Consider the following 26,844-nt stretch of genomic DNA (forward strand, 5'->3'; position numbering starts at 1 on the left):
TGTGAGCGACATTATAGTGCCAGCAATGGGAGAATCCATCACGGAAGGGACAATCTCCAAATGGCTTGTGAAGGAAGGAGATTCCGTAGGACAGGGAGATGTTCTACTGGAGCTGGAAACGGATAAGGTTAATCTGGAAATTAGTGCGGAAGAAGCAGGTGTGGTTCAGAAAATCCTTCGTCAGGAGGGGGATACAGTGGTTATCGGTGAAGCTGTTGGCTTGATCGGAAGCGGCAGTGGCGCGGAAGCAACCGGTGCCGGAGAAGCCGCAGCGACCCAAGCGCCTGAAGCGCCGTCCGTAGCAACTTCACCAACTTCCGTACAAAGCAGCGGTAAGGCAGTAGAAAAGTCTGCGCCGCCAGTTCCCTCCAATAGCGACGGAAATGGTCAGACGGCATCACCATCCGCCCGGAAGCTGGCGCGTGAGCGCGGGATTAATCTGGAGCAGGTACAGGGAAAGGACCCGCTTGGACGTGTGTTCCAGGAGGACGTAAAAACGCATAATGGTGCTGAAGTATCACGTACAGCATCTGTACCTGCGCCTCCCGTTGCCAGCAAGCCTGTGTCACCGTCTCCAGCTCAAACAGAGTACAGCAAGCCTGTGGAGCGGCAGCGGATGTCCCGTCGGAGAGCGACGATTGCCAAGCGTCTTGTTGAAGCACAGCAAACAGCCGCCATGCTTACTACTTTTAATGAAGTGGATATGACCGCCATTCTTGATGTGCGTAAACGCCGTAAAGATAAGTTTAAGGAGAAACACGATGTAGGGTTGGGTTTTATGTCCTTCTTTACGAAGGCAGTGGTTGGCGCGCTCAAGCGCTTCCCTACTGTGAATGCAGAAATCAATGGCGATGATATCGTACTGAAAAAATACTATGATATTGGGATTGCTGTATCTGCTAAGGAAGGTTTGGTCGTTCCCGTTGTCCGGGATGCGGATCGTCTTGGTTTTGCTGAAATTGAGAAGAGCATTGCCGATTTGGCTAGCAAAGCTCGTTCCAATTCACTTTCTCTGGCAGACTTGCAAGGAGGAACCTTTACCATAACCAATGGAGGTATTTTCGGTTCCCTGCTGTCTACGCCAATTCTGAATACACCGCAAGTGGGTATTTTGGGAATGCATAAAATCCAACTTCGCCCGATTGCCATCGACGAGGAACGCATGGAAAATCGTCCAATGATGTATATCGCCTTGTCCTATGACCACCGTATTATTGATGGCAGCGAGGCGGTCCGGTTCCTGGTAACGGTCAAAGAATTGCTGGAAGATCCCGAATCATTGTTGCTGGAAGGATAAAAATAAATTAGGCGAGTGTATTTCCTCTGTAGGTGCATGACAAAAGCAGACTCTTGCGGGTCTGCTTTTTTTCCTGCATAGTACTAACATAAGGCTATAGGCATTGCAGACATTCAGATATAGAGAAGGGCGGGAATTGTTTTGGACAAAGACTTGCGCTACCCGATTGGACCGTTCGTGGTTCCAGAACCCATTACAGAAGAACAGCTGATCACATGGATTGACGACATTGCTGAATTGCCTGGACAACTGCGTCAGGCGGTCGAAGGACTGAATGAGCAACAACTAAATACGCCTTATCGCGAAGGAGGATGGACAATTCGACAGGTTGTTCATCATTTGGCAGACAGCCATATGAACAGTTATATCCGTTTTAAGCTGGCGCTGACCGAGGATACACCGACAATCAAACCCTATGATGAGGGGCGTTGGGCTGAAATACCAGACGCTAGAGAGCTTCCTCTGGAACCTTCGTTGCAATTGCTGGAAGGACTTCATGAACGGTGGGTGACTATGTTGCGTTCGTTAGGAGAAGATCAGCTACACCGAACATTTATTCATCCTGAATCGGGCCAGACGATCCGTCTGGAACGAAACATTGGCATCTATGCCTGGCATGGCAAACATCACACAGCTCATATTACTTCCCTGAAAGAACGAAATGCATGGTAATTAACTCAAAAATGATGTCCTGATGAAATATAAAGGAATACAAAAGAAACCTTTAAAGCCACTTTTATCGTGCTTTAAAGGTTTCTTTTGCTTATTCCTCACTAGGATGATGACTTGGGCGAAGCTGATAAAGAGGGCGCTTCGGAGGCTCCAGACAAAACGGAAACAGAGGTTGCTCCTGTGTTAATATGACGGTCGAGCCAGTCCACGATGTCACTCATTACCTCGTTACGATTGGTTTCATGCAACATCTCATGGCGACCGTCAGGATAAAGGCGATACTCCACGTCTTGAAGCTTCAGGCTTCGATACATATCCACTAGCGACAACACACCTTTTCCAAACAAGCCCACCGGATCACGATCCCCGGCAAAAATATAAACGGGCAGTTTTGGATTAATGTTTTGCAGCGAGGAAGGCCAGTGGATTTCTTGTAAAAGCCTGAAAAAATCGAGGAAAAAGCCTGTCGTGCAAATAGCTCCGCATAATGGGTCGTGCACGAACTGATCTACTTCCTCAGGATCACGGGACAGCCAGTCGAACGCTGTGCGCACCGGACGAAAGGCACGGTTAAAGCCGCCAAAGACCATAGCGTTGAGCAGCATGCTGCGATGATCCATTCCTTGCAGTTTGGCTTGCAGCAGGGCAACCTGCTCTCCGAGTTTCAGCAGACTACGTCGTCCGTTGGTCCCTGATAAAATAAACCCGTGATACGACTGCTGATCATCATACATAATTTTCTGGGTTAAAAAGGACCCCATGCTGTGACCCAGTAAAAAACGAGATTGATCAGGGAATTCCTTGGCCGCAATTTCGCCTAGCTCCAGCATGCCTTTTGCCATTCGATTGAATGCATCGGCTCCCGGCATACCGAGCTTATCAGGATCACCAGCTGTGCGTCCGTGGCCGATATGATCGTTGGCATACACACCGTAGCCAGAAGCGGTAAGTTTTTCGGCCAGCCGAATGTAGCGGTAGGACGTCTCACACATGCCATGCGAAACTTGAACGATCCCCTTGACGGGAACATTCTGCTCGGGTAGCCATCGGTAAGCAAAAAGCTCTGTTCCGTCATCTTCAGCGATGGTGAAGGTGTATTCCCGCATGATTAGACATCACATCCTTTAAGCTTTAAGGAAGATAAGATCTAAGTACGGTCATTCCGTCATTCAGCGTGTAACCGCCCAGATTAGCGGGGAGCAGGAAGCAATCTCCAGCTTTACAGGAAAGAGACTCCGTATTATTGTCCCATGTTATGGTTCCACTGCCTTCGCAAATCACAAGGATAGTGAAGCTGTCTTCCGTTGTAGAAAGTGTCCAACTTCCCTCTACGATACCCTTTTCCACAACAAAATACTCACAGGATGCCAGTTGGAGCCATTCTCCAGGCTGCAAGCCGTCCGTTTTCATCGTTGTTGCGCCTGCACCTTCGTAAGAAGTTACATTAAGGGAGTCCTCGATGTGCAACTCACGAGGTTTGCCGTCCAGACCGGGGCGATTGTAGTCATATAAGCGATAGGTTGTATCCGAATTTTGCTGAATTTCAGCAACCACAACACCTGCACACAGTGCATGCACGGTTCCAGCGGGGATGAAGAATGTATCGCCTGCTTCAACTGGAACCTGACGCAAACTGCCCATGATATCTCCGCTTTCAAGAGCTGTACGCAGACTTTCACGGGTTACACCTTCGGTCAGACCATAAATAATTTTGGCATCCGGCTTGGCATCAAGCACGTACCACATTTCGGTTTTTCCTAATTCTCCTGCTGGAAGTCCAGCGTAATCATCCGTCGGATGCACCTGAACGGATAAGTCATCGTTGCAATCCAGTAGCTTGATCAAAAGTGGAAAACGTCCGCCTTTTTTCGATACGCCCTTTGCGCCAAGCCAATCCTGTCCGTAGGTCTGGCGGATTTCATCCAGTCCTTTTCCAGCCAGCTCGCCATTGATAACCGTTGTTGTTCCATTTGGATGATCGGCAATCATCCATCCTTCACCAATATGTCCTTCTGGTGGGGTCAGACCAAATTGTTCTAAGGCTCGTCCTCCCCAAACTCTCTCTTTGAACTCAGGTTGAAATTGCAGCGGGTATGGCTTTAGCATGATTTCTCTCCTCCATAATGAGTAATGAGTACGATCTAACAGAATCAGGCAATCAAAACGTGCCGCTGGGCAATAGACCAGGATGAATAGACCCATATGGCGCTAAAAATATATGTAAGGCGGCTAAGAAAGTCGCTCATTACCAAATATGCGAGTTTAACAACCCGACATTATTTCTTTTCAACCGCGACTACGTAAGGCGAAGCGTCTCGTTGTAATTGACGGTAAATAATGCTTTGACCGCTGGAGACTGGGAGGGCAGAAGCCCATTGAAGAACCGCTTCCGCTTCTTCCCTGCCTCCGGCGTGTCCTGGATATAATACGGCAGTCAAAATACCGCGCGGGCGCAGCAAATGCAAGGCAGCTTCAAGTGCGACGAGCGTGCTGTCTGTATGTGTGATGACCGTAAGATCGGCGCCTTCGGACGGCAAGTAGCCAAGGTTAAACATGACCGCAGCCACTTTACCATGCAGCAGATCTGGAACGGCCTCCCGCATTTGCTCATGGCCTTGCAGCAATAGTGATACTTCTGCTAATGAAGAGGAAGAATCTTCTTCTAGCCGACGACGAGCGTAATCCAAAGCTGCCTGCTGGATATCGAACCCATAGACGCGGCCCCGTTTGCCAGCAGCTTTAGCCAGAAACAACGTATCGGCTCCTGTGCCGACAGTGGCGTCTATAGCAGTATCGCCTGGCTGCACCCGCGCAGCTACTAATTGATGAGCATAGCTCAGAACAGACAGGAATCCCATTTAAGATTTCCTCCAGTATTTTCCCTGCCACGTTTCACGTGATTTTAGTTCATTATCAATGCCGTTAAGCACTTCCCATTTTTTAAGCGACCACATAGGCCCCATCAGTAAATCACGTGGTGCATCTCCGGTCAACCGATGAACGATCATTTCAGGGGGTAAAAACTCCAGGGTATCTACAATGAGCTTAATGTACTCGTCCTTTTCCAGAAAGCGTAGCAATCCGGCTTCGTACTGCTTGACCATTGGCGTTTTACGCATGAGATGCAGGAGATGGATTTTGATGCCCTGCACATCCATAGCAGCTACTGCACGTCCTGTATCGAGCATCATTTCATGCGTCTCCTGCGGTAGACCATAAATGATGTGGGCGCACACACGGATATTCCGCTTACGTAGCTTTTCTACAGCATCCAGATAGCACTGAGTATCATGAGCACGATTAATCAGCTCAGAGGTCGATTCATGGACAGTTTGCAGGCCCATTTCGACCCACAGGTACGTGCGTTCGTTCAGCTCGGCTAGATAATCGACTACATCATCAGGCAGGCAATCGGGACGTGTAGCGATGGACAGACCGACAACACCGGGCTGTTCCAAAATAACCTCGAAATATTCTCGTAGTTCCTCAACCGGGGCATACGTATTGGTGTAGGCTTGAAAATAGCCAATATATTTAGCATTGGGCCATTTTAAATGCTGGCGATCCCGAATCGTATTGAACTGGGTGACCAAATCATCGCGGCGACGTCCGGCAAAATCACCTGATCCGCGTGCACTGCAAAAGGTACAGCCCCCTTTGGCAATGGAACCATCGCGGTTTGGGCAAGTAAAACCCGCATCCAGCATGACTTTAAACACTTTATTTTGAAATTGCTCGCGCATTTCGTAATTCCATGTATGGAACCGTTTATCTCCCCAGAGGAGAGGAGCAGGCAACAAATCTGTTTTCATGGGAGGACTCCTTTTTTTACGATCACCCTATTGTAACAAAATTCAATCTTAAATGGGAATCACTTGCCCGAGAAAGTCATTAAAAAGTGCTGATTTTATAGCTTTGCGGATTGAAAAAGGTTACACAATATGTTATATTGTAAGCGGTACCAGGCATATGATAAAAGGACTGTTTTTAATCCTGAAGATAAAAACTTATCAGCCGCTAATGATTATTCTTCAGGGAGACAGCTATGCTGTTTCTATCGCCTGCTTTAGGGGAAGTGCACGTCGGTTCCATCACAAATAACCCGTGAGGTGATCTTTTATGAATACGCAGGATAAGACGCGTATGGATAAAGTTACTGTTGAGTTAACCTTTGATGAGGCGTTAGCATTGACTGGTGTCCGTTTTGGGCAGGATCGTCAGATTGGAACGGCTGCACGTCAAAAAATCAGAGCCGCTTGCCAAAAGACAATTGATTTTTCACCTGCTGATGGGGTAGACTATGAACAATTAAACTAGTTGGACCCCAATCCAAATATATTGAAAAAGGAATTTCATTTCCGTATCTTCAAGCGGGGTGGGATTCCTTTTTCCTTGATAACAGAGCATATGGAGGAGTAACATGCGTTTACGCGGAAGAAAAGGAATACGTGAAAGTCTGGAAGAACAGCAAGATCTGGTCATCTTGGAGCCATCACAGTATAAGGGGAATTGGCAGCAGCTTTTTGGTAATGATCGCCCCATTCATGTGGAATTTGGTATGGGGAAAGGGCAATTTATAAGCCAAATGAGCTACCGAAATCCAGAGGTTAACTATATCGGATTTGATATGTATGATGAGCTGGTTCGCCGTGCTACGGAAAAGTCCCGCCTGGCCTGGAGTGATTCAGAGGTTGTTACACCGCCCAATATCAAATTGGCACTGGCAAACATCGAACAGATCGAGAATGTTTTCGAACCAGGGGAAGTAGAACGCATTTATCTGAATTTTAGCGATCCCTGGCCTAAAGCCAAGCATGCTCGCCGTCGTTTGACGCATCCGCGTTTTTTGGACAAGTATCGTCAGCTTTTGAATAGCAGAGGACAAATTCATTTTAAGACGGACTCGGAGACATTGTTTGAGTTTTCTCTGAATTCATTCGCTGACAGCGGTCTGCAAATGACGAATATTTCGTTAAACCTTCATCGTGATGGAATCAATGAGGAGCATGTCATGACGGAATATGAACAAAAGTTCATGGGTAAAGGTATGAATATTCATCGCGTCGAGGTGCTGATTGGTAAAGACGCTTTGGAAGAGTACGGAAAAACACGGCTTGAAAAATACGGAAAGTAAAAGCAGACAAAATAAATAAAGTAAACAAGACAGGGTGCTTCCTTTTAGGAAAGCACCCTGTTTGGTTCCAGTATATCCAAAATACTCTGTGCGCTCTGAAGAGGATAATATCGCGCTATATTATGAATGTGCTCCTGTCGCTTGCGAACGATTTCTGGAAAATCGTATAGCAGTCGGTTCATCCATTTAACGACAACATCCAGCGAAGTAATCGGTTCTCCGAAGCCTTGAGCCGTAAAATACTGACAATTTTCCTCCTCCTGTCCAGGGAGAGGCTTGTGAAACAGCATCGGAATCCCTTTGGCCAACCCCTCGGTGCATGTCATTCCGCCGGGTTTGGTAATGAGCAAATTCGATACTTCCATTAATTTGTCGATTTCCCGTGTGAATCCGAAAATATGAATATTTGGATGATTAAACCGGGGATCTAGCTCCATTTTACGACGAATTTTATCATTATGCCCCAAACAAAAAATAAATTGAATCTTTTCTCTCCAATCGGTAAGTGAACGATGTATAAATTCGTCATTCATCAGGCCCCAGCCGCCGCCCATAACAAGTACTGTCGGGATGGGTTTAAGTCCAAATTGTTCTCTGATTTCATCGTGCCCTGGATGTTCCCAAAAATTGGGATGCACCGGAATGCCGGTCACCTGGATTTTTGATACGGGTACTCCACGCGCGCGCAGCTTACGCATGACTTCAGGCGTAGATACAAAGTACCGGTCAACCTCAGGACTAATCCATGTTCCATGTGCATCGTAGTCTGTTATGACGGTACACAGCGGGACATGTAGACCTAAACGCTTCAAACGTGAAATGACCGCGCTTGGGATGGGGTGAGTACATACCACCAAATCGGGACGAAGCTGCCGAAGAATATTTCGGGTCTGTGTGTAGAACAGACGGTGCAAAGCGAGCGTTGTAAGACGGTTTAATGATTTTTTGTATTGATGACGGTAAACCAATCCGACTAGGCGAGGCTGCGATACAACAGTCTTCTTGTATGCTGTAATAATGAGCGGGGCCATTCTCGGATTCAAAAAGCTCCCCAGCTCCAGCACTCTTGTCTGCACATCCGGAGAAAGCTTCCGCAAGCTGCTTGAGAGCGCGTAGGCAGCTTGAGTATGTCCGGCACCGAAACCTTCCGATAATAATAACACTCGTTTTTTAGCCACTCTCATTTCACCTGTTCCTGCTGGGATGTTCTCAATCATACCATATCGGCTTTAAGGCCAGAATGCAACCGTTCCTATTGCTGCAGACGTTCCGATGACTGCTCCTGCAAGTACATCCGTGGGATAGTGAAGCCCCAGATAAATTCGAGAAAAACCTACAATTATCGCTACAGGCAACAGCAACAGTGCTAGCATGGGTGACTGCAGCATAAAAGGAACGGTAGCCGAAAAAATTGCGGTCGTGTGTCCTGAGGGAAAAGAATGATCCGACAGGGGATTGCGAAATGTATTCGTACCTGGTAACGCCAAGTACGGACGTATCCGCGGATACAGCTTTTTAACGATAGCCACGGGGATGTGACTGACCGCAAGAGCGATAGCTCCTTTCATGCCGGAATCTTTCCATGGATACGGAGCGAGCCACCAGATAAGAAGCGTAGAGGCTATAGTAAAGGTAGCGCCGCCTAAATGTGTGAGATAGTACAGCCAAAAGTTCAAAAAACGGTTGTGTAAGCGCCCGTTGATCCATTTGAACAATCGCTGCTCCAGATTTACAAGTTTTACGACTAGACGTTGCATTTGGTTTCCTCCGGTTGCCGGTTTAGGTCTGTCGGCAAATATTTTGAATCAATTTGACAGAATCAGATCTAAGTAATTATTCTCTTGCTCTCATCATATTTTTAAACGCTGTTCATTTCAAGAATCACCACTTATCTGGTTCAATTCTACACAAAAATGTTAATGGAATATAAGCAGTATTGTATAACTTTCTTTGCGTTCATCCGTCTAATAAGATAGAGTGATTAGAAGTGGTTGCTAATTGGCCCACAAAAAGGAGGGACCAAAGAAATAAAAAGTTAGCAAATGGATGAAAATAAGACCTAAGCGTCATGAATGAAAGGTCCAGCGCCGCATTCTCGGTTCAAACGGGAATTTGTCGTGTTTTTTTGCTGCTGAGACCCGTTTAGGGGCTTTGACAAAAGATTGAAAACCAACGAAAATCGTAATGGCATTCCTGTGTCAGCCAAAAGGGGGCTGCGCAGAGCCGAAAGAAGAAAGCAAGGGTCGGGTCAAAACTACAGAAAAGGCGCACAAAGCGCCGCAACTTGCGCTACACAGATAGAAAACAGACAAACGCAAGATTTTTAAAGGGGTATAAAAAGGGGGTAACAAGAGATCATGTTAGACGCTATTTTTGTGACGCTCCAGATTATACTGGCGTTGATCGCAGTCTATCAGTTTGCATTCTCCTTGTTCGGATTGGTTCGCAAGAAAAGGAAAGAGCAGGCGGCTCCAGAAAAATCATTTGCCATTTTAGTCGCTGCCCACAATGAAGAACAAGTTGTCGGAGCATTGATGGAAAATCTCAAGCAGCTTGACTATCCAAAGGAGCTGTACGACGTATTCGTAATCTGTGATAACTGCACAGATAAGACAGCGGACATCGTTCGTGCTCACGGCATGAATGCATGTGAACGTACGAATCCGAATTTGCGTGGTAAAGGCTATGCTATTGAGTGGATGCTCAAGGAGCTATGGGCTATGCCGCGTCAATATGATGCCATTGTCATGTTTGATGCTGACAATTTGGCGCATACCAATTTCTTGAGCGAAATGAACAATGACTTGTGCTCAGGCGCCCGTGTTATCCAGGGATACATTGATACTAAGAATCCTGAGGACTCTTGGATCACAGCCGCATACGGGGTATCTTATTGGTACATCAACCGTTTGTGGCAGTTGTCACGTCATAACCTGAATATGGCTAATTTCCTCGGTGGTACAGGCATGTGCTTTGAAACAAATCTGCTCAAGGAAATGGGCTGGGGTGCAACAAGTCTGGTAGAGGATTTGGAATTCACTATGCGTTGTACACAACGCAACGTATATCCAAGATTTAATTACGATGCCAAGGTTTATGATGAGAAGCCGTTGACGTTCAAAGCTTCGTCCAGACAGCGTCTGCGCTGGATGCAAGGTCACTTTACGGTTGCTCGTCGTTATTTCTTCCCGTTGCTGTGGCAGAGTATCAAGCATAGAAGCCTGATTAAATTCGATATGGCTCTTTATGGTCTAAACGTGTATATCGTACTGTTTACCTTCTTGATGACAGTAGCGATGTGGGTAGATATTGCATTATTTGGTGGACCCAATATTGAAAATATCTACGTACAATTCCCTGCTTGGACCGGTTTTGTGGCTGTGGGGCTGAATATTGTTACCTTTTTGATCGCGATGATCTTGGAAAAGGTCACGTTCAAAAAAGTATATTTGTACTTGCTGCTGTTCCCGGTCTATCTGATTTCGTGGTATCCGATTACGTTCTATGCGTTCTTTACACAGAACAACAAGCAATGGAGCCACACCCAGCATACGCGTGTCGTTCGTCTGGAAGAGGTTCAGAGCAAGCAAGGTTAATGGACGATAAAGTAAAACTTTGTGTCCTACAGAGGCTGGGCTTCAACTGTTTTTATAAAAGTGTTGACGACTCAGTAGTAACATGATATGATATTTGAGTATGTTAATTGAAAAGTATGGATTAACAAGTAGAAGGACCGACTTCTCACCTGTCCGGTATTGCCGGCTGGTCATGATCCAATGATTTGTGAATTGAACTTTCATGATGAATTGAGTATCAGACAGGGATGTCGGCTGCATAGTCGTCATCCCTTTTTTGTGCTTAAACACAATACAACAATAACAGGTTCTGGAGGTGGAGGGTTATTAGTAAGGAACATATGATCAATGATGAGATTCGAGTGAGAGAAGTACGTCTAGTTGGTGCAAACGGGGAACAAATCGGGATTAAACCGACTCGTGAAGCTTTGCAAATGGCGATTGACGCAAACTTGGATCTCGTGAACGTGGCGCCTCAAGCGAAGCCGCCCGTGTGTCGGATTATGGATTACGGAAAATTCCGCTATGAGCAACAAAAGAAAGAAAAGGAAGCCCGTAAAAACCAGAAGATCGTTGACATCAAAGAGGTATGGTTCCGTTCCAACATCGAGGAACATGACTACCAAACCAAGTTTCGCAATGTGGTGAAGTTCCTGAATGAAGGGGACAAGGTGAAATGCTCTGTTCGTTTCCGTGGTCGTGAAATTACCCATGCTAATGTGGGTCAAAAAATTCTCGAACGTGTGAAAACGGAAGTTGCTGATCTTTGTACCGTGGAGCGCCAACCCAAGCTCGAAGGACGCAGCATGATTATGATATTGGCTCCAAAGAGTCAATGACAAATTAAGGAGGAAGTTCAATGCCAAAAATGAAAACACATAGCAGCCTTAAAGGCCGCTTCAAAATTACCGGTACTGGTAAAGTGACGCGTTACAAAGCTTACAGAAACCACTTGCTTTCCCACAAATCCAAACGTGCAAAACGCGTTCTGGGTACTAACCCTGAGATGGCACCTGGGGACGTTAGACGTTTGAAACAAGGTCTTGCTAACCTGAAATAGCATTAAGCACGGCAATAAATAAAGTATAAACATTATTTGGGAGGTCTTTTGATATGGCAAGAGTAAAGGGCGGATTCGTCGTTCGTCGTCGTCATAAAAAAGTATTGAAGCTTGCTAAAGGTTATTTTGGTTCCAAACACCGCATTTTTAAAACAGCTAACGAGCAGGTAATGAAATCGCTTGTTTACGCATACCGTGACCGTCGTCAGACGAAACGTAACTTCCGCAGACTGTGGATCGTGCGTATCAACGCAGCAGCTCGTTTGAATGGTTTGTCTTACAGCAAATTGATGCACGGTCTGAAATTGGCTGGTGTAGACATTAACCGTAAAATCTTGGCTGATCTTGCAGTCAATGATATTAATGCATTCAACTCTTTGGCAACTGTTGCTAAAGGTAAAATCAACGCTTAATTAAGGCGTGAAAACCACGGAAGTGGTAACAAAGGTGTCCCGAGCAGTACGCTGTGTAGGGACGCCTTTTTTTGTACATACTTAACATTAAAAAAGACTTCATTTTCTTCAAAATACGAATAAATATGACGTATGATGATAGAATGTATGGTTTTTTTAACTTTGTAACGCTTACATTTTTAGAATTCTAAAAAAAATTGACCCAAGGTTATTAATTGTCTAGATTTTAGCCGATCATAATTGTATAATCTCTAAAGTAAGTCTTCTGTACGATCTGTCTCGTCAGTAAATGACATGAAAATGAAATACATTTTCTAAAGAAAAGAGACAGTCCAGGGATCTAACACTAAGGGGGAACAGTATCAGCATGAAGAAATTGTTTAGTATGTCTTTGGTTATGCTGCTGGCGATCTCGGTCATTCTCGCAGGCTGCGGTAACAAAAATCAAGGTGCTTCCAACGCAAATGGTGGAGAAGCAGGCGGTTCTGCCAAAACATCAAATGTCCAACTTGGCATGGTTACAGATGTGGGCGGAGTAAACGACAAATCGTTTAACCAATCTGCTTGGGAGGCACTTCAAGCTATTGAGAAAGAATCAGGCGTTAAAGTTAAATACTTGCAAAGTAAATCCGACCAAGATTATATTCCTAACCTGAACCAATTCGTTAAAGGTGATTTTAACCTGACTTGGGGTATCGGTTTTAATCTGGCGAATGCGATTGGACAAGTAGCAAAAGACAATCCGAACAAAAATTTGGCGATCATTGACAGTGTTGTGGATGCGCCTAATGTCAAATCGGTTGTATTTGCTGAAAATGAAGGTTCCTTCCTGGTAGGGGTTGTAGCTGGTAAGCTTACTAAAACAAACAAAATTGGTTTTGTGGGTGGACAAGACAGCCCGTTGATCAAACGTTTTGAAAAAGGGTTTGAAGCAGGGATTAAGGCTGTAAATCCAAAAGCACAACTGATTGTGAACTATACGGGTGCGTTTGATAAGCCGGATTTAGGTAAAGCTGCAGCAGCAACGATCTACAACGATGGTGCAGATATTATTTTCCATGCAGCTGGCGGATCAGGAACAGGCGTATTTAACGAAGCACTTGCACGTAAGCAGCAAGGTCAGCAAGTATGGGTTATCGGCGTAGATAAAGACCAATCCCTTGAGTTTGGTGATGAAGTAACATTAACGTCGATGGTAAAACGCGTAGATGAAGCAGTAAAACGCGTATCCCAAGAAGTAATTGACGGTAAGTTTAAGGGCGGTGTCGAAACACTGGCTCTGAAGGATAACGGAATTGGTTTGGCAGATACATCTACGAAAAACGTTCCTAAAGACGTGCTTGATCTTGTAGAACAATACAAGCAAAAAATCATTAAAGGCGAAATTACAGTTCCTTCGAAATAAGTTAGGTGAAGAACATAAAGGTGGCGACAAGGCTGGTTCATAAGACTAGCCTTGTTCTTACGTCTGGAGTTATAAGATTATAACGGTCAAAATCAGCTCATTGGAGCACATACTATAAAGTGTATAAGGGTGATCTCATGGATGCAGCGACCCCCGTCGTTGAGTTAAAGCAAATTACAAAACGATTCCCCGGCATCGTTGCCAACGACTCCATCAGCATCAAGCTGCATAAAGGAGAAATTCACGCCCTTTTGGGTGAGAATGGCGCGGGCAAATCTACGCTTATGAATATTCTTTTCGGACTGTATCAGCCGGATGAAGGGACCATTGAAATGGGAGGGAACCCCGTACAGATTGATAGTCCAAATAAGGCAATTGATCTGGGGATCGGCATGGTGCATCAGCATTTTAAGCTCGTACAGCCGTTTACCGTAACCGAAAATATTGTCCTTGGGTCGGAGCCACGTAAAGGTCTGAAAATCAATTATAAAAAGGCTGCCGCAGAAGTACAGCGGTTGTCTGAACAATACGGACTTCAGGTAAATCCGAATGCCAAAATTGAGGATATATCTGTTGGTATGCAGCAGCGTGTGGAAATTATCAAAACGCTTTATCGCGGTGCAGATATTCTAATTTTTGATGAGCCAACAGCGGTGCTGACACCACAGGAAATCTCTGAGTTGCTGGACATTATGAAGCGCTTAGTAGCTGAAGGCAAATCAATTATTCTTATCACTCATAAACTCAAAGAAATTATGCAAATTGCAGATACGGTTACGATTATTCGCCGAGGTAAAGTTATTGACACGGTCAAAACATCTGAAACAACACCAAATGAGTTGGCTGAGAAAATGGTGGGCCGTCGTGTGTCCTTTAAAGTGGATAAGAAGCTTGCTCAACCAGGACAAACTGTACTGGAAATGAACAAAGTAATTTCTAAAAACAAGGATGGCATTCATGTTCTGAATGAATTGAACCTGCAGGTTAAGGCCGGCGAGATTTTGGGGATTGCCGGAGTAGACGGCAATGGACAGAGTGAGCTAATAGAAGCTTTGACAGGCTTGCGCAAGGTGGATAGCGGAAGTATCCGTTTGCTCGGAACAGAACTGGCAAATCAGCCACCGCGCAAAATTTCAGAGGCAGGCGTTTCACATATACCGGAGGATCGCCATAAGCATGGGTTGGTGCTCGATTTTTCCATGAGTGAAAATATGGTGCTGGAGACGTATTATCAGGCGCCTTACAGTAAAAACGGCTTCTTGAACAAGGACGCTATAGAAAAACAGGCAAAAAGTCTTATTGAGAAGTTTGATGTTAGAACACCAGATATTCATACCAAGGCAAGATCGCTATCTGGTGGAAATCAGCAAAAGGCAATCATAGCGCGTGAAATTGATAAAAACCCAGACCTTCTCATTGCGGCGCAGCCTACACGCGGGCTGGATGTCGGAGCTATTGAATTTGTCCAGAAACAATTGATTGCTCAGCGGGATCAAGGTAAAGCGGTACTGCTCATTTCTTTTGAGCTGGACGAGATTATGAATGTATCCGATCGAATTGCTGTTATTTATGAGGGTAAGATTGTCGGGGAAGTGCTGCCTGAAGAAACGAATGACCAGGAACTGGGGCTAATGATGGCAGGAAGTGCAGTGAAGAAAGGAGTAGAGAATGGCTAACCTATTGAAAATATTCACAAAAGACTCCTTTGTTCTGGCTCTGGTCTCTATTATTCTAGGCCTCATTCTGGGTGCTATCGTGATGTTGATTGGCGGGTATGATCCTATTGTGGCTTATTCCGCTTTGTTTAGCCGTGTGTACGGAGATTCCTACAATTTTGGCGAAGCGATCCGTGAGATGACACCGTTGATTTTAACAGGCTTGGCATTTGCTTTTGCGGCCCGTGCCGGGTTGTTTAACATCGGTGGCGAAGGTCAGTTTTTGGTCGGTATGACAGCTGCTTCGATTGTAGGTATCAAACTTCATGGGCTGCCTGCTATCCTTCATGCACCGCTGGCTGTGATCGCAGGAGCTGTTTTCGGAGGCTTGTGGGCTGCGATTGCTGGCTATTTGAAGGCCAAGCGAGGCGTGAACGAAGTTATTACATGTATTATGATGAACTGGATCGGTCTGTATTTGGCTAATTTGGTAATTAATCAGTTCGCACTTATGGAAGGTGAAAATCGCTCTGTGGATATCCAACCTTCCGCTTCTATTTCCATTGACTGGTTGTCCCAGATGATGGGGAATGCTCGAGTTCATTGGGGCACAGTTATTGCTGTGCTGGCGGCAGTGTTTTTCTATATTTTCATGTGGAAAACAAAGCAGGGCTATGAGCTTCGCGCTGTCGGATTTAATCAGGATGCATCCCGCTATGCAGGTATGAATGTAAATCGTAATATCATAAAAGCGATGTTTATTAGTGGTGTTTTTGCCGGATTGGCTGGTGCCTTTGAGGTGCTGGGGGTTTTCCATTATCAATCTGTCATGGCAGGATCACCAGGAACCGGCTTTGACGGTATCGCTGTGTCTTTGATCGGGATGAATAATCCGTTCGGTGTGTTGCTCGGTTCTGTTTTGTTCGGAACGCTCACGTATGGTTCTGCGGGGATGAGCTTTAGCGCGGATGTACCGCCAGAAATTATCCGGGTAGTTATTGGCTCGATTATTTTCTTCATTGCGGCCCAAGGTATTGTGCGTTGGGTTGTGAAGCCGCTCTACTCCAAGCGGAAGAAAGAGAAGGTGTTGTAAAATGAGTTGGTTAACACTTGGTGAATTAATCCATACAACGCTCGTTTTTGCGACGGCGATTATTTTTGCGTCTCTTGGCGGAGTTTTTTCGGAAAAATCCGGTGTAACGAATCTTGGACTGGAAGGTCTTATGGTGTTTGGCGCGTTTGCGGCAGGTGTGGGCGGATTTTATGCTGAGCAAGCAGGATTAGGTGGCACCTCTGCGGCTTGGGTAGGTGTGCTGTCAGCTGCGGTGTTCGGTATTCTGGTTTCGCTAATTCATGCTGTAGCCTCTATTACGTTCAAGGCTGATCAGGTAATCAGCGGGATTGTCATTAACTTCTTGGCAGCAGGTAGTACACTGTACATGGTTAAGCTGTTATTTGAGGGTGATGGGGACACCGGTCGAATTCAAGGTTTTAACGAGATATCCATTCCTTATCTTGTGGATATTCCGATTGCAGGAAAAGCATTCTTCCAAGCCTATCCAACGACATATCTAGCTATTCTATTAGTTATTATCGGCTACTTTACTTTGTATAAAACTCCGTTTGGCTTGCGTTTGCGTTCAGTAGGGGAGCATCCGGGTGCAGCCGATACAGTGGGGATCAAAGTCAATCGCCTTCGTTACATCGGTGTTATGATTAGTGGTGCGTTGGCTGGGATTGGTGGAGCTACGATCACTTTGACTACAACCAATATGTTCTCACATAATACCGTTTCAGGGCAGGGCTATATTGCTATTGCGGCTATGATTTTCGGTAAATGGAATCCGCTCGGTGCTTTTGGAGCGGCAGTGTTTTTCGGTTTTTCACAAGCCATTCGCAACTATGTGCAGTTGTTTGCATGGTCGCAAAGTATTCCCCAGGAAATTATTTTTATGTTGCCGTATCTCCTGACAATTATTGTGCTGGTAGCGGCAGTTGGACGTTCACGTGCTCCGGCCGCTTTGGGTCAACTGTATGATCCAAGCAAGCGTTAATGACTCATAGACAACTAATGTTTTTAAATACACATATTGGTGTATATGAAAATCTGGTATCTGCATGTGCAGGTACCAGATTTTTTTTACATTGTGCAGGCATTTAAACATACGCTTATGGCTTGAATGGAATAGACTGTGCTATGCAGATTGGACGGACGCTCGGCCCCTGTCAGCTCCAGTCTATTTTGTGGTGGTGGTGAGCTATCAAGGAGCCGTTCAATCTGTCCATCCGTTGAGAAAGAAGGAGGAAATACGATGAAACAGGCAGTAACCAGAAAGCAGGTGGAGAAGCTTGTCGGCAAAGTCATCTTCGCTACACGTAAGGATGGCTCTCGGGTCAGTGGCAAGCTGATTCGCATTTCGGGTAACAGACTGATTCTCCAACCAAACCGTAAGAAAAAAGTAAACACGAAAGCGATTATTCCTCTGGTGCTTTTTGATTTGCTGGCCATTGGCACAGCTCCATACGTGGGTGCCTACGGTGGTTACGGTCCAGGTTATGGAGGACCAGGTTATGGAGGTCCAGGATATGGTCCGCAATATGGACCGTACACAGACGGGGGCTACCCCGGGGTAGGCAATCCTTTTTACCCTAACTTTTTTTAGTTTTACAAAATCCTGAGCCCGAAAACCATATTTTTCACAGTGACTTTTCGAGTTCGTGACATCGGCTTAGAGCCACGTATCGTAGCATATGATATTGATGACGTAGATAAAAATGGATCCCTCGCACATTGTCTTCGTCCACCATCACTTTAGCCCGCTTGCAACGTCGCAATCGGCCATATTGCTCGGCATACTCCAGCAACTTTTTTCCGTATCTTTTACCTTGCTGAGCCGAAGAGATTGCGATCAAATCAATGTATAATAGTTCTCCATGCAGCATAACATGAATGAAGCCAACAACCTGTGCATTATCCGGTCTGCAAGCTACAAAAGTGATGCCCCGGTTTAAGCGCCGGGGTAATTCTTTGCGTATTTGATCCATTTCCTGGGCACTTAAATGCGATAGGGGGACAAGCTCTTGCTCGATTAGACGAAAGATCATTTTGTCATCTTGGGCGCATCGTTTGCGAATCATAAACGGGCCTCCTTTTTTACCCTTTTAACAAGATATGTCATGGCTTCGGAGGAGTACAAAGTCTCACTGTGCGGTCTTTTTTATCATATGCGGGCACCTCTTACAAGCGTGCGACTCAAAGGTGCTTAAGAAGAGAAACATAAATTTTTATGAAATATGGGTATTGACTATCCCAGATGGGGGACATATAATGTGTCTAAACATTTGAAAGAATGACATGAACACAACGGCAATGAAGAGGACGAAGTGATTAGGGCTCTTTTGTTCAGAGAGTGAGGCATTAGCTGCAAGCTTCACCAAAATCCCTTTTTAACGAGCTCACCTTGGAGCTGTTTTCCTGAAAAGTATTTGGGCCCAATGATATTAACGGTGCGCTGAATCGCCTATTAGGGAAAATCGTACGGTCTACGTTACAGACGTCAGATATGGAGATCCTTTGTGATTTCTGTACCTACTAAGGTTCGATATTGCAAAATATCGGGCAAACACGGGTGGTACCACGGAAGCTACAGCCTTTCGTCCCTCAGTAACAGCAAGTCTGTTCTAGGGATGAAAGGTTTTTTTGTTTTCACAAATGTCAGCTGTATGTAAATTTTGTAAAGGAGGATGACCAATGAGTGCACAAATTCCTGAAGTTAGGTCAACCGATGAATTACGTGAAAAGTGGATGAAACCTGAAGTGATTACAGGTTCGGAAATTTTACTCCGTAGCCTTTTGCTGGAGGGAGTGGATTGTGTCTTCGGATATCCTGGTGGTGCGGTGCTTTATATCTATGATGCCATGTACGGCTTCAAGGATTTCAAGCATGTCCTCACTCGTCACGAGCAAGGAGCTATTCATGCGGCAGATGGTTATGCACGGGCAAGCGGTAAAGTTGGTGTCTGTATCGCGACTTCCGGACCTGGAGCAACAAACTTGGTAACTGGCATTGCGACGGCTTATATGGATTCGGTGCCGTTGGTGGTCATCACGGGCAACGTTGTATCTTCCCTGATCGGTACAGATGCTTTCCAGGAAGCTGATATCACGGGAATTACAATGCCGATTACGAAGCACAGCTATCTGGTGAGAGATGTAGAGGATCTGCCGCGAATCATCCATGAGGCATTTCATATTGCCAACACAGGCAGAAAAGGACCAGTACTGATTGATATTCCGAAGGATGTCTCCGCAGCCCAGACGTTGTTTGTTCCACAGACGGAACCTGTGACCATGCGGGGTTACAACCCGAAAGTGTTGCCCAACAAAATTCAACTAGACAAGCTGACGCAAGCTGTTGCCGAAGCAGAACGTCCATTCATTCTGGCAGGTGGTGGAGTTGTATACTCCGGCGGACATGAAGCACTTTACGAGTTTGTTCGTAAAACGGAAATTCCAATTGCGACAACATTGCTTGGATTGGGAGGATTCCCAAGTGGACATGAGCTCTGGACAGGGATGCCGGGAATGCACGGAACATACACTTCCAACCAGGCGATTCAGCAGTCAGATTTACTGATCTGTATCGGTGCCCGCTTTGATGATCGGGTGACTGGCAAGTTGGATGGATTTGCTCCTCAAGCAAAGATCGTACACATTGATATCGACCCTGCGGAGATTGGAAAAAATGTTGCCGCGGATATTCCAATCGTAGGCGACGTGAAGGCAGTTTTGGAATTACTGAATCAGGATGCGAAACGCGCAGACCTGGCAGATGCATGGAGAGCGCAAATTCAGCAATGGAAGGCAGAGAAGCCTTATTCTTATAAGGATTCTGAAACGGTGCTTAAGCCACAATGGGTTATCGAATTGTTGGATAAAACGACCAAGGGCGGAGCAATCATTACGACGGACGTAGGACAGCATCAAATGTGGGCAGCACAGTATTACAAATTCAATCAGCCACGCTCATGGGTTACCTCGGGTGGACTGGGTACGATGGGATTTGGTTTCCCTTCTGCCATCGGCGCTCAGATGGCCAATCCCGACAGATTGGTAATATCGATTAACGGAGACGGCGGTATGCAGATGTGTTCGCAGGAATTAGCCATCTGTGCAATCAATAACATTCCGGTCAAAATCGTAATCATTAACAACCAGGTACTTGGAATGGTTCGCCAATGGCAAGAATTGATCTATAACAATCGGTACAGTCACATTGATCTGGCTGGAAGCCCGGATTTTGTGAAACTGGCCGAAGCATACGGTGTCAAAGGACTGCGTGCTACGAATAAGGAAGAAGCACGTCGGGCTTGGCAGGAGGCGCTTGATACACCCGGACCGGTCGTTGTCGAGTTTGTAGTCAGCAAGGAAGAGAATGTATATCCGATGGTGACGCAAGGTTCGACCATTGATCAAATGCTGATGGGGGACGAGTAAAATGACGACAAAAAATACCATTGCTGTACTGGTAAATGATCATCCCGGCGTTTTGCAACGTGTATCTGGACTGTTTGGCCGCCGTGGCTTTAACATTGAGAGCATCACCGTCGGTCAATCGGAAGAAGCTGGTCTATCCCGTATGGTCATAGTGACTGTAGGAGACGAGAACAACCTGGAGCAGATTGAAAAGCAGCTTTACAAGCTGGTTGATGTGATCAAGGTCATCGATCTCAGTTCCAAGCCGATGGTTGCTCGGGAATTGGCAATGATTAAGGTGAAGGCTGAACCGCCTCAGCGACCAGAAATTATGGGCGTGGTAGAAACGTTCAGAGCAGCTGTAATTGATGTCGGAACGACGAGCTTGATCGTTCAGGTCATTGGTGATACTGAAAAAATTGATGCAATGATCGAGTTGTTGAAGCCTTATGGTATTCGCGAGTTGACCCGAACCGGGGTTACAGCTATGATACGTGGCAATGCATAATATGAAGCTTTAACGATTTACCGCTTATAGCGCATTACATCATTAAAGAACCGCCCGCATAAGAGCGGGTGCTCGAAGAGATTTTTAAATGCTATTCAGAGGCGAAGTCTCTTGGACTACCCGCTCATTATGAAGGGTCCAATTAAAAGGAGGAAATTAACCATGGCAGTTACAACGTACTACGAAAAAGATGCAGAACTTAGCGTATTGAAAGGAAAAACAGTGGCCGTTATCGGTTACGGTAGCCAAGGACATGCTCAAGCACAAAACTTGCGTGACAGTGGTGTAAATGTTGTTATTGGTTTGCGTGAAGGCAAATCAGCTGATGTCGCAAGAAACGACGGTTTTGAAGTTCTGAACGTAGCTGATGCAACAAGCCGTGCAGATGTGGTTCAAATTTTGTTGCCTGATGAAACTCAAGCTTCTGTCTACAAAAATGAAATCGAACCTAACCTGAAAAAAGGCGCAGCACTTTTGTTCTCCCATGGTTTCAATGTTCATTTTGGACAAATCGTAGCTCCTAAAGATAGCGATGTATTGCTGGTTGCTCCAAAATCCCCAGGACATATGGTACGTCGTACCTATGTAGAAGGGTTTGGTGTACCGGGGTTGATCGCAATTGAGCAGGACGCAACAGGTCAAGCCAAGGAGATCGGTCTTGCATACGCAAAAGGCATTGGCTGTACACGTGCGGGCGTAATTGAAACCTCCTTCCGTGAAGAAACGGAGACGGACCTGTTCGGTGAGCAGGCGGTATTGTGTGGCGGTGTGAGCGCACTCGTAAAAGCGGGCTTTGAAACATTGACTGAGGCAGGTTATGCTCCTGAGATGGCATACTTCGAATGCTTGCATGAGCTTAAGCTGATCGTTGACCTGATGTATGAAGGTGGATTGGCAACAATGCGTGATTCCATCAGTAATACAGCAGAATATGGCGATTATGTAACTGGACCACGTGTGGTAACAGAAGATACGAAGAAAGCCATGAAGGATGTATTGACTGACATTCAACAAGGCAAATTTGCTCGTGACTTCATCCTTGAAAATCAATCTGGACGTGCATTCCTGACGGCTACTCGTCGTAATGAAGCTAACCATCCGATTGAAGTAGTGGGCGGACAATTGCGTGAAATGATGCATTGGATCAAAAAGTAATAACCTTTTGTACTATAAGCTCGACAACATGAATTATTTATAAATATTAATTACAATGCGGCCCTGCTTATTGCGTGAGCCGCATTGTAATTTAAGGGTCCAAATCCTGAGGAGGTGCGTTAGGTTGCGCAAAATATATATATTTGACACAACGTTGAGAGACGGAGAACAGTCACCTGGCGTGAACTTGAATACTCGTGAGAAAGTAGAGATCGCTCATCAGTTGGAGAAGCTGGGAATCGATCGTATGGAGGCTGGGTTCCCAGCTGCTTCTCCGGGTGATCTCGCGGCTGTTAATGCAGTAGCAAAAGCTGTAAAAAATTCGACTGTTATTGGCCTTTCGCGTGCAAGGGAACAGGATATTGATGCGGTTCGCGAGGCACTTAAGGGAGCACAGGACCCGTGTATCCATATCTTTTTGGCAACCTCTCCAATTCATCGTCAGCATAAGCTGCGGATGGAGAAGGCACAGGTACTGGAAACGGCCCGTGCAGCCATTCGTTATGGATTGAAGTATTTGCCAAAAGTGGAGTTTTCATTGGAGGATGCAGGGCGAACGGAGCTTGATTTTGTGGTTGAAATGGTCACCATGGCTGTACAGGAAGGGGCTTCTGTCGTCAATATTCCAGATACGGTAGGTTACCTAACACCATACGAATACGGAAATATATTCAAACATATCAAGCAAAATGTGGTTGATGTGGAGAAGATTCAATTGAGTGCACATTGCCACAATGACTTGGGAATGGCTACTGCTAATACGCTTGCTGCCATCCTGAACGGTGCAGATCAGATTGAGGGAACGATTAACGGTATCGGTGAACGTGCTGGAAACACGGCCATTGAGGAAATAGCCATGGCACTGGAGACGAGACAGGAATTTTTCCAGGCCAAAACGTCTCTGCAACTGTCTGAAATTGCACGTACGAGCCGTTTGGTTAGCCGTTTGACGGGGATGGTAGTGCCGGGCAACAAGGCGATCGTGGGTGCTAACGCTTTTGCGCACGAATCAGGTATTCACCAAGACGGCATGCTGAAGGAAAAGACGACCTATGAAATTATGACACCGGAAAGTATCGGTCTGAAAGAAAGCAAGCTAGTACTGGGCAAACATTCAGGGCGTCATGCTTTCCGTGAGCGTTTGGTCGAATTGGGCTACGAATTGAACGAAGAAGATCTGAATCGTGCATTTGGTCAGTTCAAGGATTTGGCTGATAAGAAGAAGGAAGTATCGGATGATGATATCTTGGCATTGCTGGAAGAAAAATTGGCCGATGCACCTGAAGTCTTCAAGCTGGAAACCATTTTCGTAACTTATGGGAACAAGGCTACGCCTTCCGCACAAGTGCGTCTGGTTAACGATGAAGGTCAAGTAATCGAGACAGAAGCCGAAGGAAATGGTTCAGTTGATGCGATCTATAATGCGATTGACCAAGCCAGCAGCGAGAGTGTTGTACTTTCTGATTACTCCATCAAATCTGTTACCCATGGCAAGGACGCTCTAGGTGAAGTACATGTGGTGCTGACTCAAAACGGAATATCTGTACAGGGACGCGGGGTAAGCACTGATATTTTGGAAGCAAGTGCACGAGCTTATGTGGATGCACTGAATGGTTTGATCGACAAGCGTAAAAATTACAGCAATCGCGTAGATTATAAATCCTAAGTTTATACATGCCTATGAAATGAATATAGACAGGATCGGGTGTTACCGGTCCTGTTTTCTTGTTCTCTGATGGAAAAATCAGCTTATAGGCTGAGCCTATTGAATTGATAGATTCTATATCTTGGTCAAAGCCCTGCTATTTATGTTACAAAGAAGGTATGAGAAATACGGCTGTATGGCTGTATAACAAGAGGAGTGTACGTGATGGCAGACGTTAAAAAGATTGCAGTAATAGCGGGAGACGGAATAGGACCTGAAGTGGTCGCAGAGGCAGAGAAAATTTTGAAACGTACGGAAGAAGTGTTTGGACACTCATTTGAAACAGAGCATGCGCTGTTCGGCGGGATTGCCATTGATAAGAAGGGGACTCCATTGCCGGAAGAAACACTGGCCGTATGTCAATCTGCAGATGCCGTGCTGTTGGGAGCGGTAGGAGGACCACAATGGGACAACAATCCTAAGGAGCTTCGTCCTGAAACCGGATTGCTCGGTATTCGCAAAGAGCTTGGTCTGTTTTCAAATCTTCGTCCTGCTGTCGTTTTCGATTGTCTTAAGGACGCATCTACTTTGAAACCAGAGGTACTGGAAGGAACGGACTTAATCGTGGTGCGCGAACTGACGGGCGGCATTTATTTCGGTGAGAAGTACAGACGAGAGAGTGCTCAGGGTGAAGAAGCGGTCGATACTTGCGCATATAATGTAACAGAAGTAGAGCGTATTGTTCGTCAATCCTTCGAAATTGCACAAAAACGTCGCAAAAAACTCGCATCGGTGGATAAGGCTAATGTACTGGAAACTTCCCGTTTGTGGCGTGAAGTCGTTAACCGGGTCGCTGTAGATTACCCAGATGTCGAGCTTGAGCATGTATTGGTTGATAACTGTGCCATGCAATTGTTGCGTCGTCCATCTAGTTTTGACGTCATCGTAACGGAAAATATGTTTGGTGACATTCTTAGTGATGAAGCAGCTATGCTGACCGGGTCCATCGGTATGCTCTCCTCTGCATCACTGGGAGAAGGCAGCTTCGGTCTGTACGAGCCGGTGCACGGCTCGGCGCCTGATATTGCAGGCCAAGGACTGGCGAATCCTATTGCAACAATTTTGTCCGTTGCTTTGATGTTCCGCCTCACCTTCGGGTACGAGAAAGCAGCTGACGCTATTGAGAAGGCGGTAGCTGAGGTACTGGATGCAGGACACCGTACGGCAGATATCGCGGTGGATAAATCACAAGCGATCTCGACTACCCAAATGGGCGATTTAATTGCAGCAGCTATTCGCTAAAGGCTCCGAAAACGCACCCGTTCTGAAAAAAAGCTTCCTATTATATAGGCCGGTTATACAGTATAACTTTACAGCAAATAATTAACATCGTAGCTCCTGAGCAATCAGGAGCTATTTGTTTATCAGAAAACTCCAAATGTGAATAAATCGTGAATTTTTAAGCTAGTTTAAAATAATTATAAAAAAGTAATGGTTATAATATTGACTTTGATTTCAGCGAATGATAACATTTATCAAGTAGGTTGTTTATTACAATACAGATGATTGAGGAAAGCACAATTGGTGTTTTTCTTACATATTTTAAAGGAGGATTTCACATTATGGCAGAAAGATTGGTAGGAAGACCCGCACCTGATTTTGCATTGGAAACAGTATCTGGAGACGGTCAAGAATTTGGCTCGGTGAAACTTTCCGATTACCGTGGCAAGTGGCTCGTATTTTTCTTCTATCCACTGGATTTCACGTTTGTATGCCCAACAGAAATTACAGCATTGAGCGATGCTGCTGACCAATTCAAAGAGCTTGATACTGAAATTTTGGGTATCAGTGTAGACTCCGTGCACAGCCACAAAGCATGGATCAACACAGCTAAAGAAAACAACGGTCTGGGCAAACTGAACTTCCCATTGGCTTCTGACATCACGAAAAAAACAGCAAGCGACTATGGCGTTCTGATCGAAGAAGAAGGCGTTGCATTGCGCGGCTTGTTCATCATTGATCCAGAAGGCGAACTGAAATATCAAGTGGTTAACCACAACGATGTAGGCCGCAGTGTAGAAGAAACATTGCGTGTACTGCAAGCTTTGCAATCCGGTGGCTTGTGCCCAATGAACTGGAAACCAGGCGATAAAAATCTGTAATATTAGCTTTACAAGTTGAACTTAAACAAGCAAGCCCCCAACAAGCGGTTACTTTACCGTTGTTGGGGGCTTGCTTGCCTGCACTATGTAGCCGAAGATATAGGAATAGCCTGTCTGATTCATGTAATACAGAGTGAAGTAACAAATAATTATGGAAATGTTGTTGTGTTCTGGAGGAATTTTGCCTGATGAAAGCGAATAAGGTATTGTAGAAGATAAACAAGGCAGAACAGGTTTTGTTCAGAGGAGGCTGAGCCCGGATGAGTTATTGCTGTGGAGCAAGCATGGTAGGAACCAAGGGAACGCTGAAGCATTACCGCACCCAAGTTCATAATGTTCCTTTGCTGTTTTGCCCGGTATGTCGTCGCATTGAAGTTCATTATAAAGTCGAAAATGAGTATGAAATTTTGGCTGAGTATGCACATGGAGATGGGGCATCCGAGATTGATTTTCAGGATTATGTCATGGAAGACGATGATACGATATTTGAAAATTGTGTAAATCGTGAGAGTGAAGATGCAGTTGAAATTGTGAAGCGCCAAATTGACATGTCGCTGGATTTATTGACGGTAGCCAAACAAATGAACGATGAGAAATGGCAGGGAGAGCTTAAGAGAAGACTGGCTGTTATGAGTCAAAGACGATCCCGGCTTCAACATAATAAGAGCGGCAGTTGACATCCTACAC

At 45.6% G+C, this 26,844-nt stretch carries 27 protein-coding genes; 20 read left to right on the plus strand and 7 right to left on the minus strand.

Going from position 1 to position 26,844, the window contains the following annotated elements; all coding sequences use genetic code 11:
- Nucleotide 1: 1 nt before the first annotated feature.
- Nucleotides 2-1,297 carry a 2-oxoglutarate dehydrogenase complex dihydrolipoyllysine-residue succinyltransferase gene (gene odhB / locus ACUC6J_RS07100; RefSeq protein ID WP_016820585.1) on the plus strand — a complete coding sequence of 432 codons (1,296 nt, stop codon included), beginning with the start codon at nucleotides 2-4 and terminating at the stop codon, nucleotides 1,295-1,297.
- A gap of 141 nt (nucleotides 1,298-1,438) precedes the next feature.
- Complete coding sequence (locus tag ACUC6J_RS07105) at nucleotides 1,439-1,969, plus strand: YfiT family bacillithiol transferase (protein ID WP_447249986.1); 531 nt, start codon at nucleotides 1,439-1,441, stop codon at nucleotides 1,967-1,969.
- Between the two features lie 101 nt (nucleotides 1,970-2,070).
- Here the strand turns inward: ACUC6J_RS07105 and ACUC6J_RS07110 are convergent, their stop codons facing one another.
- From ACUC6J_RS07110 to ACUC6J_RS07125, 4 genes are all read right to left on the minus strand, one after another.
- On the minus strand, nucleotides 2,071-3,075 hold the full coding sequence (locus ACUC6J_RS07110; protein WP_290403745.1) for an alpha/beta fold hydrolase: 1,005 nt from the start codon (nucleotides 3,073-3,075) through the stop codon (nucleotides 2,071-2,073).
- Between the two features lie 25 nt (nucleotides 3,076-3,100).
- A complete protein-coding gene (locus tag ACUC6J_RS07115) occupies nucleotides 3,101-4,075 on the minus strand; it encodes a type I phosphomannose isomerase catalytic subunit (protein ID WP_019686638.1) in 975 nt (324 codons plus the stop codon).
- Between the two features lie 170 nt (nucleotides 4,076-4,245).
- On the minus strand, nucleotides 4,246-4,827 hold the full coding sequence (locus tag ACUC6J_RS07120; protein WP_044785870.1) for a class I SAM-dependent methyltransferase: 582 nt from the start codon (nucleotides 4,825-4,827) through the stop codon (nucleotides 4,246-4,248).
- Complete coding sequence (locus ACUC6J_RS07125; protein WP_013370065.1) at nucleotides 4,828-5,781, minus strand: TIGR01212 family radical SAM protein; 954 nt, start codon at nucleotides 5,779-5,781, stop codon at nucleotides 4,828-4,830.
- 307 nt (nucleotides 5,782-6,088) lie between these two features.
- Between ACUC6J_RS07125 and ACUC6J_RS07130 the strand changes: the two genes are divergently transcribed.
- Nucleotides 6,089-6,286 (plus strand): hypothetical protein, encoded by a 198-nt coding sequence (locus ACUC6J_RS07130; RefSeq protein ID WP_013370066.1) that lies wholly within the window; start codon nucleotides 6,089-6,091, stop codon nucleotides 6,284-6,286.
- Between the two features lie 103 nt (nucleotides 6,287-6,389).
- Nucleotides 6,390-7,103 (plus strand): tRNA (guanosine(46)-N7)-methyltransferase TrmB, encoded by a 714-nt coding sequence (gene trmB, locus ACUC6J_RS07135; RefSeq protein WP_016820575.1) that lies wholly within the window; start codon nucleotides 6,390-6,392, stop codon nucleotides 7,101-7,103.
- 44 nt (nucleotides 7,104-7,147) lie between these two features.
- Here the strand turns inward: trmB and ACUC6J_RS07140 are convergent, their stop codons facing one another.
- Together ACUC6J_RS07140 and ACUC6J_RS07145 are read right to left on the minus strand one after the other, a co-directional pair.
- The gene (locus ACUC6J_RS07140; RefSeq protein WP_404925993.1) at nucleotides 7,148-8,281 is read right to left on the minus strand and encodes an MGDG synthase family glycosyltransferase; all 1,134 of its coding nucleotides are present in this window, start codon (nucleotides 8,279-8,281) and stop codon (nucleotides 7,148-7,150) included.
- A gap of 51 nt (nucleotides 8,282-8,332) precedes the next feature.
- Nucleotides 8,333-8,860 (minus strand): phosphatase PAP2 family protein, encoded by a 528-nt coding sequence (locus tag ACUC6J_RS07145; RefSeq protein ID WP_013370069.1) that lies wholly within the window; start codon nucleotides 8,858-8,860, stop codon nucleotides 8,333-8,335.
- A 600-nt stretch (nucleotides 8,861-9,460) separates the two neighbouring features.
- Here ACUC6J_RS07145 and ACUC6J_RS07150 point away from each other — a divergent pair.
- The 9 genes from ACUC6J_RS07150 (at nucleotide 9,461) to ACUC6J_RS07190 (ending at nucleotide 17,874) form a co-directional block, all read left to right on the plus strand.
- Nucleotides 9,461-10,699 carry a glycosyltransferase family 2 protein gene (locus ACUC6J_RS07150; RefSeq protein WP_017426627.1) on the plus strand — a complete coding sequence of 413 codons (1,239 nt, stop codon included), beginning with the start codon at nucleotides 9,461-9,463 and terminating at the stop codon, nucleotides 10,697-10,699.
- 320 nt (nucleotides 10,700-11,019) lie between these two features.
- Nucleotides 11,020-11,517, plus strand: a complete 498-nt coding sequence (gene infC, locus ACUC6J_RS07155) for a translation initiation factor IF-3 (RefSeq protein WP_007429515.1) — start codon at nucleotides 11,020-11,022, stop codon at nucleotides 11,515-11,517.
- 20 nt (nucleotides 11,518-11,537) lie between these two features.
- Nucleotides 11,538-11,738 (plus strand): 50S ribosomal protein L35, encoded by a 201-nt coding sequence (gene rpmI / locus ACUC6J_RS07160; protein ID WP_007429516.1) that lies wholly within the window; start codon nucleotides 11,538-11,540, stop codon nucleotides 11,736-11,738.
- Nucleotides 11,739-11,791: 53 nt separating this feature from the next.
- The gene (gene rplT, locus ACUC6J_RS07165) at nucleotides 11,792-12,151 is read left to right on the plus strand and encodes a 50S ribosomal protein L20 (RefSeq protein WP_007429517.1); all 360 of its coding nucleotides are present in this window, start codon (nucleotides 11,792-11,794) and stop codon (nucleotides 12,149-12,151) included.
- 367 nt (nucleotides 12,152-12,518) lie between these two features.
- Entirely contained in the window at nucleotides 12,519-13,556 is a 1,038-nt protein-coding gene (locus tag ACUC6J_RS07170; protein WP_016820568.1) for a BMP family lipoprotein, read from the plus strand.
- Nucleotides 13,557-13,693: 137 nt separating this feature from the next.
- Entirely contained in the window at nucleotides 13,694-15,232 is a 1,539-nt protein-coding gene (locus ACUC6J_RS07175) for an ABC transporter ATP-binding protein (protein WP_025364391.1), read from the plus strand.
- Nucleotides 15,225-16,304: an ABC transporter permease gene (locus ACUC6J_RS07180; RefSeq protein WP_016820564.1), complete on the plus strand. Its 1,080-nt coding sequence runs from the start codon at nucleotides 15,225-15,227 to the stop codon at nucleotides 16,302-16,304. Before ACUC6J_RS07175 ends, ACUC6J_RS07180 begins: the two co-directional genes overlap by 8 nt.
- Before the next feature lies 1 nt (nucleotide 16,305).
- A complete protein-coding gene (locus ACUC6J_RS07185) occupies nucleotides 16,306-17,265 on the plus strand; it encodes an ABC transporter permease (protein ID WP_010349245.1) in 960 nt (319 codons plus the stop codon).
- Between the two features lie 258 nt (nucleotides 17,266-17,523).
- Complete coding sequence (locus ACUC6J_RS07190; protein WP_017426630.1) at nucleotides 17,524-17,874, plus strand: hypothetical protein; 351 nt, start codon at nucleotides 17,524-17,526, stop codon at nucleotides 17,872-17,874.
- Between the two features lie 34 nt (nucleotides 17,875-17,908).
- On the opposite strand, the gene ACUC6J_RS07195 is transcribed toward ACUC6J_RS07190, so the two are convergent.
- Nucleotides 17,909-18,349 (minus strand): GNAT family N-acetyltransferase, encoded by a 441-nt coding sequence (locus ACUC6J_RS07195; RefSeq protein ID WP_016820557.1) that lies wholly within the window; start codon nucleotides 18,347-18,349, stop codon nucleotides 17,909-17,911.
- A gap of 613 nt (nucleotides 18,350-18,962) precedes the next feature.
- On the opposite strand from ACUC6J_RS07195, the gene ilvB reads away from it, so the two are divergent.
- From ilvB to ACUC6J_RS07230, 7 genes are all read left to right on the plus strand, one after another.
- On the plus strand, nucleotides 18,963-20,708 hold the full coding sequence (ilvB, locus tag ACUC6J_RS07200; RefSeq protein WP_447249987.1) for a biosynthetic-type acetolactate synthase large subunit: 1,746 nt from the start codon (nucleotides 18,963-18,965) through the stop codon (nucleotides 20,706-20,708).
- A gap of 1 nt (nucleotide 20,709) precedes the next feature.
- A complete protein-coding gene (ilvN, locus tag ACUC6J_RS07205) occupies nucleotides 20,710-21,195 on the plus strand; it encodes an acetolactate synthase small subunit (protein ID WP_016820552.1) in 486 nt (161 codons plus the stop codon).
- Nucleotides 21,196-21,357: 162 nt separating this feature from the next.
- Nucleotides 21,358-22,350, plus strand: coding sequence for a ketol-acid reductoisomerase (gene ilvC / locus ACUC6J_RS07210; RefSeq protein ID WP_013309387.1), 993 nt, complete (start codon nucleotides 21,358-21,360; stop codon nucleotides 22,348-22,350).
- Nucleotides 22,351-22,474: 124 nt separating this feature from the next.
- Nucleotides 22,475-24,016: a 2-isopropylmalate synthase gene (locus ACUC6J_RS07215; protein WP_013370081.1), complete on the plus strand. Its 1,542-nt coding sequence runs from the start codon at nucleotides 22,475-22,477 to the stop codon at nucleotides 24,014-24,016.
- Nucleotides 24,017-24,220: 204 nt separating this feature from the next.
- Nucleotides 24,221-25,297: a 3-isopropylmalate dehydrogenase gene (leuB, locus tag ACUC6J_RS07220; RefSeq protein WP_025364393.1), complete on the plus strand. Its 1,077-nt coding sequence runs from the start codon at nucleotides 24,221-24,223 to the stop codon at nucleotides 25,295-25,297.
- Nucleotides 25,298-25,617: 320 nt separating this feature from the next.
- Nucleotides 25,618-26,157, plus strand: a complete 540-nt coding sequence (locus ACUC6J_RS07225; protein ID WP_013370083.1) for a peroxiredoxin — start codon at nucleotides 25,618-25,620, stop codon at nucleotides 26,155-26,157.
- Between the two features lie 260 nt (nucleotides 26,158-26,417).
- On the plus strand, nucleotides 26,418-26,834 hold the full coding sequence (locus ACUC6J_RS07230; protein WP_016820546.1) for a hypothetical protein: 417 nt from the start codon (nucleotides 26,418-26,420) through the stop codon (nucleotides 26,832-26,834).
- Nucleotides 26,835-26,844: the final 10 nt, after the last annotated feature.

The sequence above is a fragment of the Paenibacillus sp. JJ1683 genome (assembly GCF_053006485.1).